Origin of the sequence: Brevundimonas sp., from assembly GCF_035627055.1 — a bacterium.
In the GTDB taxonomy this organism is placed as follows: domain Bacteria; phylum Pseudomonadota; class Alphaproteobacteria; order Caulobacterales; family Caulobacteraceae; genus Brevundimonas.
In genome coordinates this window covers 20,914-35,999 of the sequence record NZ_DASPMM010000023.1, presented here as the reverse complement: position 1 = coordinate 35,999, position 15,086 = coordinate 20,914, and the positions used below count along the sequence as shown (strand labels likewise).

Here is a 15,086-nt window from a genome sequence, read left to right as displayed (position 1 = left end):
CCCTAGGTAGGCATGACGGGGCGCGATTGCGAGCCTCAGAAGGCGAAGCTGAGGCCGGCGACCAGACTATCGGCGTATTGTTCGCCCGGAACGTCGGCGTCCGTACCGTACCAGCGCAGTTCGGCCTCGAGATTGCGGGTCAGGGCGTAGTTCAGGCCGATGTTGTAGCCGGTGTAGTCGACGCTGTTGTCCTGCTCGCGGCGGCCGATGGCGGCGGAGCCGTAGAGCTTGTCCGTGAAGTCCCATCCGACCTGGGCCTCGGTCCAGGTCCAGGCCTCGGTGGCGCCGGTGCTGTCGGGCGAATACTGCAGGCGCAGGCGGGCGCTGGCGGGGCCGATCGACCGCTTGACGTCGGCGGTGAACTCCCAGGCGTCGTCGTCCACGCCGGGATTGGCGTCGACCTGCCACTTGTGCTTGACGTTGAGGTCGAGGTCGAACCCGGCCACCTCCGGCCGCACCCCGGCGTTCAGGGCGAGCTCGAGCTCGGAGCCGGACGACTTGATCGTCTCGAACGAGGGCCCCGCGTAGAACAGGCCCGAGGCGCTCTCCCATTCCGCCTCGCCCCAGACGAACGGCTCGCCGTCTGTCTTGGAGACGTCCTTGGAGCGGTTGTCGGTGGCGGCGCCGAAGGCGAACGACCACGAGCCGGAGGCGGGGGCTGCGTCCTGCGCCGCGGCGGGCAGGGCGCAGGCCAGCAGGGCGGTCGCGGCGGCGGCGGTCGTCAGGGTGCGGATCATGTTACGGCCTCGGTTGATGCGACCGATCTAGAGCCGCTTCTTGTCGAAATCATCACAGGCCCGCGAATATTCGTCGCGCAAACGGCGAACCAATTGCGACGCCGGCAGGATGTCGTGGATGGCGCCCGCCCCCTGGCCGGCCGACCAGACGGTTTTCCACGCCTTGGCCTCGTCGGCCATGTCGAGCTTGTGCTCGGGCAGGGATTTCGGGTCGATGCCGTTCTCGATCAGCGACGGGGTCAGGAAATTGGCCGGAATGCCCGACACCGCCGGGGTGTAGGTGATGTCCATCGAGCCGGCCTCGACGATCATCTCCTTGTAGTGCGGCTGGGCCTGGCTCTCGGCCGTGGCGATGAAGCGGGTGCCCATATAGGCGAAGTCGGCGCCCATCATGGTCGCCGCGGCCACGTCGCGGCCGGTCGACAGGCAGCCGGACAGGATGATGGTCCCGTCGAAGAAGCCGCGCACCTCCTCCACGAGGGCGAAGGGGTTGACCACCCCGGCGTGGCCGCCGGCGCCGTTGGCCACCAGGATCAGGCCGTCGACGCCGGCCTGGGCGGCCTTCCTGGCGTGGCGGACGTTGGCGATGTCGTGGAAAACCACGCCGCCGTAGCCGTGCACGGCGTCGACCACGTCGCGGACCGCGCCGAGCGAGGTGATGATCAGTGGCACCTTCTCCTCGACCGAGACCATCATGTCGGCCATCAGGCGCGGGTTGGTCGGATGGACGATGTGGTTGACGCCGAAGGCGGCGGCGTCGGGGGTCAGCCGCGCCTTGATGTCGTGCAGCCAGTCCCGATAGCCCTCGGTGGTGCGCTGGTTCAGCGACGGAAAGGTTCCGATGACGCCGGCGTTGCAGCACTCGACGACGAGGTCGGGGCCGGAGACGAGGAACATCGGCGCGGCGATCACCGGCAGCGTCAGTCCCTTTTGCAGCGATGCCGGAATGGCCATGAGATCCGTCCCCGTTGTCTTTCGCTACGGATAGCGGGCTGTCGCCGGGGAAGGCAAATGGAACTCAGGTCTGCGGGGCCGGAGAAGGGGGCGTCGGCTCCGGGGCCAGGATGTAGCGGACGGTGAATGTCACGCGGGCAAGTTCCGCCGCTCCGTCGACCGTGCGCGGCGAGACCCGGGCGCGCGCCGAGGCGACGAGGGCCGACTCCGCGAAACCGAGACCTGGAGGCGTTTCATCCCGGACCTCGCAATTGGTCAGCACGCCGTTCTGCAGGACGATGCAGGACAAGGTGACGCGTCCGGACGCCACCGCGGCGTCCATGGCCGCCTTCGGATACTCGGGGCTGGGCGGGCTGGCCCAGGCCGGATTGGTGATCACCGAAGGCCGCGGCGGCGGCGACGGGCGGCAATCGAGACAGTCCGGCGGACGGATCGCGATGCGGTCTTCCTTGAAGATCGGCGGCGCGGGGACGGGGGCGGGGCTCGCATCTCCGGCGGGCGGGCCGGGGGCATGGGGACGCTCCTGGGCGATCACCCCGAAGGCCGCCAGCCAGACCAGGCTCGCCGCGGCCGCCGAAACGCCGCGGGCGGGACTCAGGCTTTGAAATGGGTTCCGCATGGCCGTATGTCCTCCCCTACAGTCCCTTCATGCCCCGTGCGCCAGTGCGCCCGCAAGTTGAAACCGCCCCGCCATGACCACCGACACCTCAGGCCTGCACCAGCTCGGCCAGATGACCGCCGCCCCGACCAGCCCGGAGACCGCCGTGTTGGAGCGCGTGCCGAACCCGCATGCGGGGACGCTGTATCTGACCCGGTTCACGGCGCCGGAGTTCACCAGCCTGTGCCCGGTGACGGGCCAGCCGGACTTCGCCCACATCGTCATCGACTATGCGCCGGGTGAGTGGCTGGTCGAGAGCAAGAGCCTGAAGCTGTATCTGACCAGCTTCCGCAACCATGGGGCCTTCCACGAGGACTGCACCGTGGCCATCGGCAAGCGGCTGGTCGACCTGCTGAAGCCGCAGTGGCTGCGCATCGGCGGCTACTGGTATCCGCGCGGCGGCATCCCGATCGACGTGTTCTGGCAGACCGGACCGGCGCCGGAGGGGCTGTGGCTGCCGGATCAGGGCGTGCCGACGTACCGCGGGCGCGGGTGAATTCGCCGCGCGCGTCAAATCCTCAGGATTTGCTCATGCCCGGGCGTCCGGCGTCCGCCAGGGTGGCGCCATGACCGAACCGCGCCGTCTTCCGCTCGAACTGTGGGGCCGGCACTGGCTGGAGCGGTTGCAGCGGTGGTCGGACCGGCGCGCATGGAGCCGGTACGGGTTCGAGTTCCTCATGTTCGGCCTCAAGCAGGGCTGGGCCTGCCTGTTCGGCGGGGCCATGCTGGCGCTGCTGCTGGCGACGAAGCTGTGGTGGCCCGAGGGAGCGCCGATCACGCGTTACGACTTCCTGGTGCTGGGCGCGGTGGCGATCCAGGCGGCGATGCTGACGCTGAAGCTGGAGAGCTGGGAGGAGGCGCGGGTCATCCTCGTCTTCCACCTGGTCGGCACGGTCATGGAGCTGTTCAAGACGGCGGCGGGGTCATGGATCTATCCGGAGCCGAGCCTGCTGCGGATCGGCGCGGTGCCGCTGTTCTCGGGCTTCATGTACGCGGCGGTGGGCAGCTACATCGCGCGCATCTGGCGCATCTTCGACATCCGCTTCCGCCACTATCCGCCGCTGTGGACGACGTGGGCGCTGGCGGCGGCGATCTACGTCAACTTCTTCGCCCATCACTGGCTGCCGGACGTGCGGCTGGGGTTGTTCGCCCTGACGGCGGTGCTGTTCGGGCGCGGCTGGTTCTATTTCACGCCGGACCGGAAGCGGCGCTCGATGCCCTTCCTGCTGGGCTTCCTGCTGGTGGCGCTGTTCATCTGGTTCGCGGAGAACCTCGGCACCTGGGCCAATGCGTGGATCTATCCGGGGCAGGACGACGGCTGGGAGCCGGTGTCGCTGGCCAAGCTGGGCAGCTGGTTCCTGCTGATGATGATCTCGGTCGTGCTGGTGTCTTTGGTGCATCGGCCGGAGGAGGAAGGGTCGAGGGTCGGGGGTCGAGGGTCGAGGGATTAGCAGGGGTCGCGTCGGGCTGGCAGTTATGCGCCGGCCCTTTCGACCCTCGCCCCTCGACCCTCGACCCGCTAGAGGAGGCGGCGGAGGGCCGCATGACCACAACCACCAGCGACGTCGTCATCCTCGGCGGAGGCCATAACGGGCTCGTCTGCGCCTTCTATCTGGCCAGGGCCGGGCTGAAGGTGACGGTGCTGGAGCGGCGGCACGTGGTCGGCGGGGCGGCGGTGACGGAGGAATTCCATCCGGGGTTCCGCAACTCGACCGCCAGCTACACCGTCAGCCTGCTCAATCCGAAGGTCATCGCCGACATGGATCTGGCCCGGCACGGGCTCACCGTGGTCGAGCGCAAGGTCTCCAACTTCCTGCCGCTGGAGGGCGGGCGGCATCTGCTGGCCGGCGAGGGCCGGACGCAGGCGGAGGTGGCGAAGTTTTCGGCGCGGGATGCGGAACGGCTGCCGGAGTACGAGCGGCGCCTGGAGGTGGTGGCGGCGATCCTGCGCGACTGGATCCTGAAGGCCCCGCCCAATGTGGTCGAGGGCGGCTGGATGGCCATGCTGCCGGAGTTGCTCAAGGCCGGCGGGCTGGGCAGGCAGGCGGCGGGGCTGGATGTGCAGGGGCGGCGCGACCTGCTGGACCTGTTCGCCAAGTCGGCCGGCGACTGGCTGGACGGCTGGTTCGAGAGCGACCCGATCAAGGCGCTGTTCGGCTTCGACAGCGTGGTGGGGAACTACGCCAGCCCGTACACGCCGGGCTCGGCCTATGTGCTGCTGCATCATGTGTTCGGCGAGGTGAACGGGCGCAAGGGGGTGTGGGGTCACGCGCTGGGCGGCATGGGGGCGATCACCCAGGCGATGGCCAGGGCCTGCGCAGAGCAGGGCGTCGACGTGCGGCTGGAGGCGCCGGTCGCCGAGGTGCTGACCGAGAAGGGCCGGGCGGTCGGGGCGGTGACCGAGGCGGGCGATGTGGTCCGGGCGCGGGCGGTGGTCTCGAACCTGCACCCGCGGCTGCTGTTCGAGCGGTTCGTGGATGACGCGGTGGTTCCGGCGGACTTCCGCGAGCGGATCGGGAACTACCAGTCGGGGTCGGGCACGTTCCGGATGAACGTGGCGCTGTCGGAGCTGCCGAACTTCACCGCGCTGCCGGGGCAGGGGGATCACCTGACCGCCGGGATCATCATGGCGCCGTCGCTGGCCTATATGGACCGGGCGTATTCGGAGGCGAAGCTGAACGGCTGGTCGTCGAAGCCGATCGTCGAGATGCTGATCCCGTCGGCGCTGGATGACAGCCTGGCGCCGCCGGGACAGCACGTGGCCAGCCTGTTCTGCCAGCATGTCGATCCGGCGCTCGCGGACGAGCATCGCGAGACGGTGGCGGACCTGATGATCGAGACGGTCGATGCGCATGCGCCCGGCTTCAAGGCATCGGTGCTGGGACGGCTGGCGCTGGGGCCGCGAGACCTGGAACGGCGCTTCGGCCTGGTCGGCGGCGACATCTTCCACGGACGGCTGACGCTGGACCAGCTGTTCAGCGCCCGGCCGGTGCTGGGCCATGCCGATCACCGGATGCCGGTTCCGGGGCTCTATCTGTGCGGCTCGGGCGCGCATCCGGGCGGCGGGGTCACCGGGGCGCCGGGGCACAATGCGGCGCGGGCGGTGGTGAAGGATCTGGGACGGTAGGGAGCAGGCGGCAGGGAGCAGGCAGAGGGGTCCAGTAGCCCGCGAATAACTTGGCGCCGCTCGGCAAGGGCGCGCGGTTCTTCCCGCTGCCTGCTGCCCGCTGCCTACTGCCTGAGCCTCGCTTCAGACGTCCGCCAGCCCCATCGCGGCCATCAGGGCGTCGCGGACGGCGGCTTCGGTGAAGGGCTTCTGCAGGGTCGGCTGGCCGCGCCATTCGTCGGGCAGGCCGCCCTCGCCGTAGCCGGTCGAGAAGACGAAGGGCACGCCGCGGTCCTTCAGCGCCTCGGCGACGGGGAAGACCTGCTTGCCGGCGACATTGACGTCGAGCAGGGCGGCGTCGACGCGTTCGGCGTCGGTGGCCATCCGCAGGCCTTCGTCGACCGTGGCGGCCGGGCCGACGGGGACGCAGCCCATGTCCTCGAGGATGGTCTCCAGCAGCATGGCGACGAGGGATTCATCCTCGACGATCAGCACGCGGCGGCCTGCAATCGCCTGGCTCATGTGCCCTGCTCCCTGTCCAGTGGAAATGAGACTGTCGCGACGAATCCGTCGTGTGCGTAGTCGAGTTCGATCGTCCCGGCCAGATCATGGCGGACATTGCGTTCGATCAGCCGGCTGCCGAAGCCCTTGCGATCCGGGGGCGCGACGGCGGGACCGCCGACCTCGCGCCACAGCAGCTCGAGCCGGGGCCGGGTCTGGTCGGCGACGCTCCAGTCGACGAGGACGCGGCCGTCCGGCGCCGACAGGGCTCCGTATTTGGCGGCGTTGGTGGCCAGCTCGTGGAAGATCATGCCCAGCGACAGGGCGGCGGCGGGCGCCAGGGCCACGCGCGGGCCGGTGACCGAGACGCGGGTGCTGCCGTGCGCCTCGGTCTCGTGCTGGAGGATGTCCGCCAGTTCCGCGCCCTCCCAGTGGCTGCGCGTCAGCAGGTCGTGGGTGTGCGACAGGGCCAGCAGCCGCGCCTGGAAGCCTTCGGCGAAGGTGCGCGGATCGGCGTGGGACCGCGCCGTCTGCATGGCGATCGACTGGACCGTGGCCAGGGTGTTCTTCACGCGGTGGTTCAGCTCGTCGATCATCAGCTTCTGCCGTTCGGCGGAGCGGACGGTCTCGGTGACGTCGTGGCCCTGGACGAAGATGCCGACCACCGCGCCCGAGGCGTCGCGGATCGGCTGGTAGACGAAGTTGAGATAGACCCCCTCCAGCGGCGCGCCCGGCGCGCGCTGGAGCTGGACCCGGCTGGCGCGGCCCTCGTGTGGCTCGCCGGTCGAATAGACGGTGTCGAGGAACTCGTAATAGCCCTGGCCGACGACCTCGGGCAGGGCGTCGCGGATCGGCTTGCCCGTAATCTCGCGGTGCCCGATCAACTGGGCGTAGGCGGCGTTGTGCATCTGGAAGACATGGTCCGGCCCGGTCAGGACGGCGACGAAGCCGGGGGCCTGCATGAACATGTCGATCAGGCGGTTGCGCTCGCCCTCGAGGCGGCGGTTGTCTTCCTGGACCTGTTCGGCCCGTCCCAGGACGGCGCCGCCCAGCATGACGTCGAGGGCGCTCGACCGCTCGGTCCGCTGGCGGCGGTCCCGCAGCCGCTGAAGCTCGGTGATGTCGGTGGTGTGCTGGAGGATGAACGCCACCTCTCCGGCCTCGTCCAGCATCGGGGTGTGGGTGGCGCTCCAGTAGCGGTCCTCGAACACCTTGCTCCCGTCGTCCAGCTGTCTGGCCATCGGGAATTTGACCAGCGGGACATGATCGCGCTGACGGGTGTCGCGGGCCCGCTCCAGCGAGGCCTGGACCTGACGCACGTTCTCGGGCGCTTCCTCGCCGGGACCCGCGTCGAAGGCGGCGAACAGCGGCTTGCCGATGATCGCATCGCGGCGGCTGTTGGTGACCTCGAGATAGGCCTGGTTGACCCCGGCGATGCGCAGATCGGGCGTGAGCAGGACATAGGGATTGGGCGAGGCGTCGAACGCGCTCGCCAGATCGACCGTCAGGCCGCCCGATTTCGCCAGTTCCTTCAATCCCGTCCCCGACTTGCCCGCGCTGTAACGCCCTGAGCGCGCATCGGTTCACGCGCCCGGCGTGTCTCGTGCATTTTGTCGTTTGGGCCAAGGGGGCGCAGGCCGCTAGTCTGCATCAATGCTGATGGCTTCGTTTTTCGCGGCGGCGTTTCTGATGATCTCACCGGCTGATCCCGCCGACGCGGCGCCCCGGGCGATGGTGGAGCAGGGCGTGCTGGTCGGCCGCGAAGCGAGCGGCGTGCGCAGCTTCAAGGGCGTGCCCTATGCGAGGCCGCCGGTCGGCGGTCTGCGCTGGCGGGCTCCGCAGCCGGCAGAGCCCTGGAGCGGCGAGCGAGACGCAGGGCAGGTCGGCGCGATCTGCATCCAGCCTCCGGCGAACGGCGACAACGGCGTCGGTCCGTTGCCGATGAGCGAGGACTGCCTGACGCTGAACGTCTGGACGACCGCGCCTCCGGGGGAGCGCTGGCCCGTAATGTTCTGGATTCACGGCGGCGGGCTGAACAACGGCTCGGGCACGGCGGCGCTGTACGAGGGGACCAATCTGGCGAAACGCGGCGTGGTGGTGGTTACGATCAACTACCGACTGGGGCGGCTGGGGTTCTTCGATCATCCGGCCCTGGCGGCCGAGCGGGCGCCGGGCGAACCGGCGGCGAACTACGGGCTGATGGACGTGACCGCGGCCCTGCGATGGGTGCAGGAGAATGCGGCGGCGTTCGGGGGAGATCCGGACAATGTCACGATCTTCGGCGAGTCGGCGGGCGGGGCGCTGGTGACCCGGTTGATGATCTCTGAGCCGGCGCGGGGGCTGTTCCACCGGGCGGTGGTGCAGTCGGGGCTTGGGCGCGACGAGGGCACGCCGCTGGACCGGGCGCGACGCGACGGCGGGCTGTCGATGCAGGCGAGGGGGGAGGCGTTCGCCGCCGCGCACGGGGCGAGCACCCCGTCGGAGTTGCGGGCCCTGCCGGCCGAGACCCTCCTGCGGCGAGCGCCGAATTTCTACGGCGGCGACCTGCTGGTGAATGACGGGCTGTATGTGGCCGAGGATGTGGCGACGGCCTTCGCCGCCGGGCGCGAGGCGCCAGTCCCTCTGATCATCGGCACGAACAGCGCCGAGTTCTGGTGGATGAAGCCGTCGGAGCTCAGCCCCTACGGCGCGATCGACGACGCCATGACGCCCGAGGAGCGGGCGGCCTTCCTGGCGGCCTATGGCGGGCAGGAGGGCTACGACCAGTTCGTGCTCAGCGATCTCGTGTTCAACGAGCCGGCGCGCCATCTGGCGCGGCTGCGCGCGCGGAATGGGCATCCGACGTACCTGTACCGGTTCGACGTGGTCTCGGCGGCGATGCCGGAGCCTCATGCGGGGGCGACGCACGCCTCGGAGCGGCAGTATGTGTTCGACAACCTGACCGCCTCGCCGTGGCTGACGAATGAGATGGACCAGCGGCAGGCGGATGCGATGGCCGGCTACTGGACGACCTTCGCGGCGAAGGGCGATCCGAATGGGGCCGGTCGGCCTGCCTGGCCCGAGTTCGGCGACGGACCGGATACGCTGCTGGAGTTCACCAATGACGGGCCGGTGGCGAAGCCGGTTCCGTTCGGCGAGCGGCTGGACCTGATCGAAGCGTATTATGAGCGGGTGCGCTGACGCTCAGGCGAGACCTCCACGGTCGTCATCCTCGGGCTTGACCCGAGGATCGAAGGCGGGGCGGGGCTATTCGTCGGAGGCGGCCCCACGCATGTGACCGCGTCCGGCTGACGGAGCACCGCACGGTCTGGCCCTCGGGTCAAGCCCGAGGGCGACGGGGGAAGGGAGCGGAAGGCGCCTTAGAGCACCGCGCCGTTCGACCTGATCACCTCGGCGTAGAGCAGGCCGGAGTCCTTGATGGTCCGCTCCTGGGTCTGGAAATTCACGTGGGTGATGCCGAAGCGCTTGGAGTAGCCCAGCGACCATTCGAGATTGTCGAGCAGCGACCAGGCCATGTAGCCGCGCACGTCGACGCCCTTGCCGATGGCGTCGTGCAGGGCCTTGAGGTGGTTCTTCAGGTAGTCGACGCGCATCGGATCGTGGATGCGGCCGTCGATGGCGTGGGGCGGATCGTACCAGGCCGAGCCGTTCTCGGTGACCATCAGCGGCAGGCCCTTGGTCTGCTCGTGCAGCCAGACGAGGGTGTCGGTCAGGGCGGGGGGATAGACCTCCCAGCCGGTCTCGGTGTGGGCGTGCTGGACCTGTTTGACAGGTCGTGAGCGGGTCGGCCAGGCGTCGGGCGCGTTCTCGGGCACCGAGCGGGTGTACCAGTTGAGGCCCATCCAGTCGGTCGGCTGGGCGATCAGGTCGAAGTCTTCCTGCGGGAACTCGCGGTAGGCTTCGCCGTAGACGTCCTTCAGCTCCTCCGGATAGCCGCGGCCCATCAGCGGGTCGAGGAACCAGCGGTTCATCTGGGCCTCGGCGCGGCGGCGCGCGGCCTCGTCCTCGGGCTTGTCCGAGGCGGGGTATTTCGGCTCGATGTTGAGGACGATGCCGATCTGGCCCTCGCCGACTTCGCGGAACCGCTTCACCGCGGCGCCGTGGGCGCGCAACACGTTGTGGCCGGCGATCATGGCCTCGAAGGCCGAGCGGTGGCCGGGCGCAAGGGCGCCGTGCAGATAGCCGCCGTCGACGATGACCCAGGGCTCGTTGATGGTGCCCCAGGTCTTCACCCGGCCCTTGAATTTCTCGAACAGGACCTGGCCGTAGTCGGCGAACCAGTCGGCGATGTCGGGGTTGAGCCAGCCGCCGCGGTCGTCGAGGGCGGCAGGCAGGTCCCAGTGATAGAGGGTGCAGAGCGGCTCGATGCCGGCCTCGAGCAGGCCGTCGACCAGCTTGTCGTAGAAGTCGAGGCCCTTGGGATTGATGGCGCCGCGGCCCTCGGGAATCACCCGGCTCCAGCTGACCGAGAATCGGTAGGCCTGGAGGTTCAGCCGCTTCATCAGCTGGATGTCCTCGCGCCAGCGGTTATAGTGGTCGCAGGCCACGTCGCCGGTGTCGCCGTCCTTCATATTGCCCGGAGTGTGGCTGAATCGGTCCCAGATCGATGCGCCGGCGCCGTCGGCCATCGACGAGCCTTCGATCTGATAGGCAGCCGTCGCGGCGCCCCACAGGAAACCTTCCGGAAACAGAAACTTACCTGTGTTTTCCGTAGTCATGTGTAAGGCTCGTGAGACGCGTGGGAACAAATGTGAAGCGGCGGGCGCAGCGAAGGCGGTACGCATGTAGCGCCGTGGACACAACCCGCTTGTGACCAAACTAGGGCACTTGCGGGCCTCATTGCTAGTGTGTCATGTAATCGGTTACACGGAAATGTCGAACGGACCCGCGACAAGCGGGCCGGCATCGCGCACCGGTCAGGGAGGACCACGTTGGCGCCAGGAGCGACCCCGACAACCCGCGCGGAGCGGGCGGCGTGAAGGCCGCGACGATTCGCGATGTCGCCGAACGGGCCGAGGTCTCCGTGGCGTCGGTGTCGCGCGTGCTGACGGGCGCCGGACCGGTCACCGAGGCGACCCGCAAGAAGGTGATGGAAGCGGTCGAGGCCCTGCAGTACGTGCCCCATTCCGGCGCGCGCAGCCTGTCGACCAGCAAGACCCAGACGATCGGCGTCATCCTGCCGGACCTGTACGGCGAATTCTTCTCCGAGCTGATCCGCGGCATGGACGTGGCGGCCCGGGCGCTCGGCTATCACCTGATCGTCTCCAGTTCGCACGACGACGCGGAAGAGGCCTCGGCCGCCATTCGCTCGATGCGTGGACGGGTCGACGGCCTGATCGTGCTGTCGCCGCACCTGGACGCCGCCAACCTGGCCACGACCCTGGCCGGGCGGCTGCCGATCCTGCTGATGAACGGCGGCGCGGGGGCCGGCCGGCCTTCGATCGTCGTCGACAACCACGGCGGCGCGGTCCAGGCCGTGGAGCACCTGATCGCCACGGGACGGCGACGCATCGCCCACATCTCGGGCCCGACCGGGAACCTGGAGGCGGAGACGCGGCTGGCCGGCTATCTGGAAGCGATGGCCCGGGCGAACCTGCCGACGGTGGTGGTCGAGGGCGCCTTCGACCAGGCGTCGGGGCACAGGGCCGGAGCCGAGCTGGCGATGCGGCCGGAGCGGCCGGACGCGATCTTCGCCGGCAACGACATGATGGCCGTGGGCGCCATGCTGGCCCTGCAGGACGCCGGCCTGGCCGTGCCGGACGACGTGGCCGTGGTCGGCTTCGACGACGTGCCGATCGCCGGCCTGATGCGGCCGGGCCTGACCACCCTCAGAATCAACATCGCAGAAACCGGACGCAGCGCCCTCGAGCGCCTCGTCCGCCTGATCAACGCAGCGGGCGAAGCTGTCGCCGACACCGCTTGCGAGGTCGTCCGGCCCGAACTGGTCGTGCGCCCATCAAGCAACCCGGCGACACAGACCCGAACCACACCCGGCGATCGCGCCCGCGAAGCCGTCGGCCCATCACCTCTGGAGGGGGAGAACCCGCAATGACCCGCAAGTCCAAGCAGTATCTGGGGGCCGCATCGGCCCTCGCCGTCGCCATCTCTCTGGCCGCCGCCGGCGGCGCATACGCCCAGGTCACCACCTCCACGATCCGTGGCTCGGTGACCGACGGCGCCCAGGCGGAAGCCGGAGCGGTCATCGTCGCCCGCGACGTGGCCTCCGGCTTCACCAGCCGCACGACGGCCAACGCGGACGGCGGCTATGTCCTGTCCGGCCTGCGGCCCGGCACCTACGAGATCTCCGTCACCACGACCGACGGCCAGACCACCTCGGACCTGGTCTCGATCGGCGTCGGCCAGGTCGGCGAGGTCGACCTCTCCGTGGGCGCGGATGTAACCGCTTCCACAGTCACCACGGACGTGGGCGAGGTGGTCGTCACCGGCCGTCGCCTGGCCGAGGTGCGCACGCCGGAGAACGCCACCAACGTCACCACGCAGCAGATCAACACCCTGCCGCAGATCAACCGCAACTTCCTCAACTTCGCCGCCCTGGCTCCAGGCGTGCGCCTGTCGCAGGACGAGACCGAGCAGCAGATCACCGCCGGCGGCCAGCGCGCCGAGTCGGTCAACGCCTTCATCGACGGCGCCAGCCTGAAGTCCAACATCATCGCCGGCGGCATCATCGGCCAGGACGACAGCCGCGGTAACCCGTTCCCGCAGGCGGGCATCCAGGAGTTCCGGGTCGTCAGCCAGAACTTCAAGGCCGAGTACGAGCAGGCCTCGTCGGCGATCATCACCGCCGTCACCCGCTCGGGCACCAACGAGTTCCACGGCGAGGTGTTCGGGGTCTATCGCGACCAGGACTTCATCGCGCAGGACTATTTCGCGGAGCTGAACAACCAGGAGAAGGTCGACCTGGAGGTCCAGCAGTACGGCTTTGCCCTCGGCGGCCCGATCATCCGCGACCGCCTGCACTTCTTCGGCACCTACGAGCACAAGCAGGAAAACCGCGCCAGCGTGGTCGATCTGGGCGACCGCGCGACGCCCGCCGACGAGACCCTGTTCGCCGACTTCATCGGCACCTTCGCCTCGCCGTTCGAGGAAGATCTGTTCTTCGGCAAGCTCAGCTGGCAGCCGGCGCCTGAGCATCTGGTCGACTGGAGCCTGACCTACCGCGACGAGTCCGAACTGCGCGACTTCGGCGGCGCTGAATCCTTCGAGCGGGCGAACGACCTGGCCCAGACCACGATGTCGAGCAACCTGCGCTGGCAGTGGCGGACGGAGTCGTTCCTGAACGAATTCGCCATCGACTACCGCGACTACAACTACAACCCCGGCGCCGCCAACTTCTCGGAGGTCGGCCGGAGCTATCGGCGGTTCGAGGATTCCAACACGGGCACCCCGGCGTTCGATCCGGACTATTTCGGCGGCTTCACGATCCTGAACACCGGCGGCCGGGACAGCACCCAGGACATCCACGACAATGCGCTGACGTTCCGCAACGACCTGACGTTCACCGACATCGAGCTGAACGGCTTCCACACCATCAAGATGGGCGCGAAGGTCTCGCTGCAGACCTATGAGGTCGACAAGCAGTTCGGGCGCAACCCGTTCTTCCACTTCGACCTCGACGGCCGTCCGGAGCTCAGCGGGGACCCCACCGTTCCCTATCGCATCGAACTGGGCCGGTCGTTCCCGACGGTTGATCTCAACAACGAGGTCGTCGGCCTGTACATCCAGGACGACTGGCAGATCACGGACCAGCTCGAGCTCAACCTGGGCCTGCGCTGGGACTACGAGACCAACGCCAACAACAACGATTACGTCACCCCGGCCAGCGTCATCGCCGGACTGGACCAGTGGATCGCATCGACCGACGGCGGCAAGCCGGCCGGCTACGCCCCGAGCTGGTTCAACCGCGACGACTACATCTCGACCGGCGACAACCGCGACCCGTTCGCCGGCGCCTTCCAGCCGCGCATCGGCTTCTCGTACGACGTCTTCGGCGACCGCAGCACGGTCATCTTCGGCGGCGCCGGCCGCTACTACGACCGGGTCAACTTCAACTTCTCGTACGACGAGATCGTGAAGCCGTTCGACATTCGCCAGAACGCCTTCTTCAGCACCACCGGCCGGCCGGTCGGCGAGGACCGCGATCCGGGGCCGGGCGTCGACCTGCCGGGCGACGCCGGGGATCCGATCCTGTGGCAGTCGTCCTACGAGACCGCCGCGGGCCTGGACCCGGTGTTCGCGACGATCCCGGGCAAGGGCGAGGTGTTCCTGCTGTCCAACGACTTCGAGCCGCCGCGGACCGACCAGGTCAACCTGGGCGTCCGTCAGCGCTTCGGCGACTGGCAAAGCGAGTTCACCCTGGCCTACGGCCAGACGGAGAACGAGTTCACATGGCAGTATCTGACCCGCTGCCGCGAACCGAACCGTCCGAACGACGGCGGCGGCTTCGGCGACAACGGCGGCTTCTGCGGGCCGGGCGGCGACAACCCGTTCCGCGGGTACTTCGTGTCGGACCACAACAAGGAACGCGAGTTCCGCGCCCTCTACGTCAAGCTGGACAAGCCCTACACGGCCGATTCCGGCTGGGGTCTGAACCTCGCCTACACCTGGTCGGAAGCCGAACAGAACGGCGGTCGCGACGCCTTCTGCTTCGACTGCTTCAGCGTGGAGACCTCGCCGGTCCGGCCGACCGACAACGACGAGCGTCACCGGATCGTGGCCAACGGCATCGTCGACCTGCCGTTCGACTTCCAGCTGTCGGGCATCCTGACGCTGGGCTCGGGCACGCCGTTCGACGTGTTCGACGGCCGCGGGGCTGACTTCTACTACCGCCCCAACCACGGCCGGCCGCAGCAGTACAACTTCATCATCCCGAACTCCTGGGCCTACCGGAACCTGGATCTGCGGCTGACGAAGAATTTCGAGTTCATTCCCGGCCAGGAGCTGTCGGTGTACGTCGACGCCATCAACGTCTTCAACTTCGACAACTTCTCCGGCTTCGACGGCGGCACGGGATCGACGGCCAACCCGAACCCCAATTTCGAGCGGCCTTCGCGCGTGTTGTTCCCGACCCGGACCTTCCAGGTGGGCATGCGTTACAGCTTCTGATCCCCCG

General features: G+C 68.6%; 12 protein-coding genes. 6 read left to right on the top strand and 6 right to left on the bottom strand.

All coding sequences use genetic code 11. From position 1 onward, the window contains the following. Positions 1-35: 35 nt before the first annotated feature. The 3 genes from VEA98_RS12760 to VEA98_RS12750 form a co-directional block, all read right to left on the bottom strand. Positions 36-737, bottom strand: coding sequence for a TorF family putative porin (locus tag VEA98_RS12760; RefSeq protein ID WP_324815039.1), 702 nt, complete (start codon positions 735-737; stop codon positions 36-38). A 27-nt stretch (positions 738-764) separates the two neighbouring features. Next, positions 765-1,691 (bottom strand): nitronate monooxygenase family protein, encoded by a 927-nt coding sequence (locus VEA98_RS12755; protein WP_324815038.1) that lies wholly within the window; start codon positions 1,689-1,691, stop codon positions 765-767. 64 nt (positions 1,692-1,755) lie between these two features. Next, a complete protein-coding gene (locus tag VEA98_RS12750) occupies positions 1,756-2,310 on the bottom strand; it encodes a TonB family protein (protein WP_324815035.1) in 555 nt (184 codons plus the stop codon). Positions 2,311-2,383: 73 nt separating this feature from the next. Between VEA98_RS12750 and queF the strand changes: the two genes are divergently transcribed. From queF to VEA98_RS12735, 3 genes are all read left to right on the top strand, one after another. Next, positions 2,384-2,845, top strand: a complete 462-nt coding sequence (queF, locus tag VEA98_RS12745; RefSeq protein ID WP_259551958.1) for a preQ(1) synthase — start codon at positions 2,384-2,386, stop codon at positions 2,843-2,845. A 70-nt stretch (positions 2,846-2,915) separates the two neighbouring features. After that, positions 2,916-3,800: a DUF817 domain-containing protein gene (locus VEA98_RS12740; RefSeq protein WP_324815029.1), complete on the top strand. Its 885-nt coding sequence runs from the start codon at positions 2,916-2,918 to the stop codon at positions 3,798-3,800. A 92-nt stretch (positions 3,801-3,892) separates the two neighbouring features. After that, a complete protein-coding gene (locus tag VEA98_RS12735; protein WP_324815028.1) occupies positions 3,893-5,476 on the top strand; it encodes an NAD(P)/FAD-dependent oxidoreductase in 1,584 nt (527 codons plus the stop codon). A 123-nt stretch (positions 5,477-5,599) separates the two neighbouring features. Here VEA98_RS12735 and VEA98_RS12730 read toward each other — a convergent pair whose 3' ends face one another. Beyond that, positions 5,600-5,977 (bottom strand): response regulator, encoded by a 378-nt coding sequence (locus VEA98_RS12730; RefSeq protein WP_324815026.1) that lies wholly within the window; start codon positions 5,975-5,977, stop codon positions 5,600-5,602. Beyond that, positions 5,974-7,491: an HWE histidine kinase domain-containing protein gene (locus VEA98_RS12725; protein WP_324815024.1), complete on the bottom strand. Its 1,518-nt coding sequence runs from the start codon at positions 7,489-7,491 to the stop codon at positions 5,974-5,976. The genes VEA98_RS12730 and VEA98_RS12725 overlap by 4 nt, the downstream gene beginning before the upstream one ends. 124 nt (positions 7,492-7,615) lie before the next feature. Here VEA98_RS12725 and VEA98_RS12720 point away from each other — a divergent pair, with 124 nt between their 5' ends. Beyond that, positions 7,616-9,136 carry a carboxylesterase/lipase family protein gene (locus VEA98_RS12720; RefSeq protein ID WP_324815022.1) on the top strand — a complete coding sequence of 507 codons (1,521 nt, stop codon included), beginning with the start codon at positions 7,616-7,618 and terminating at the stop codon, positions 9,134-9,136. 179 nt (positions 9,137-9,315) lie between these two features. Here the strand turns inward: VEA98_RS12720 and VEA98_RS12715 are convergent, their stop codons facing one another. Beyond that, positions 9,316-10,674, bottom strand: a complete 1,359-nt coding sequence (locus VEA98_RS12715; protein ID WP_324815020.1) for a GH1 family beta-glucosidase — start codon at positions 10,672-10,674, stop codon at positions 9,316-9,318. A gap of 257 nt (positions 10,675-10,931) precedes the next feature. On the opposite strand from VEA98_RS12715, the gene VEA98_RS12710 reads away from it, so the two are divergent. Further along, positions 10,932-12,008: a LacI family DNA-binding transcriptional regulator gene (locus tag VEA98_RS12710; protein WP_324815017.1), complete on the top strand. Its 1,077-nt coding sequence runs from the start codon at positions 10,932-10,934 to the stop codon at positions 12,006-12,008. Further along, complete coding sequence (locus VEA98_RS12705; protein WP_324815014.1) at positions 12,005-15,079, top strand: TonB-dependent receptor; 3,075 nt, start codon at positions 12,005-12,007, stop codon at positions 15,077-15,079. Before VEA98_RS12710 ends, VEA98_RS12705 begins: the two co-directional genes overlap by 4 nt. Positions 15,080-15,086 lie beyond the last annotated feature (7 nt).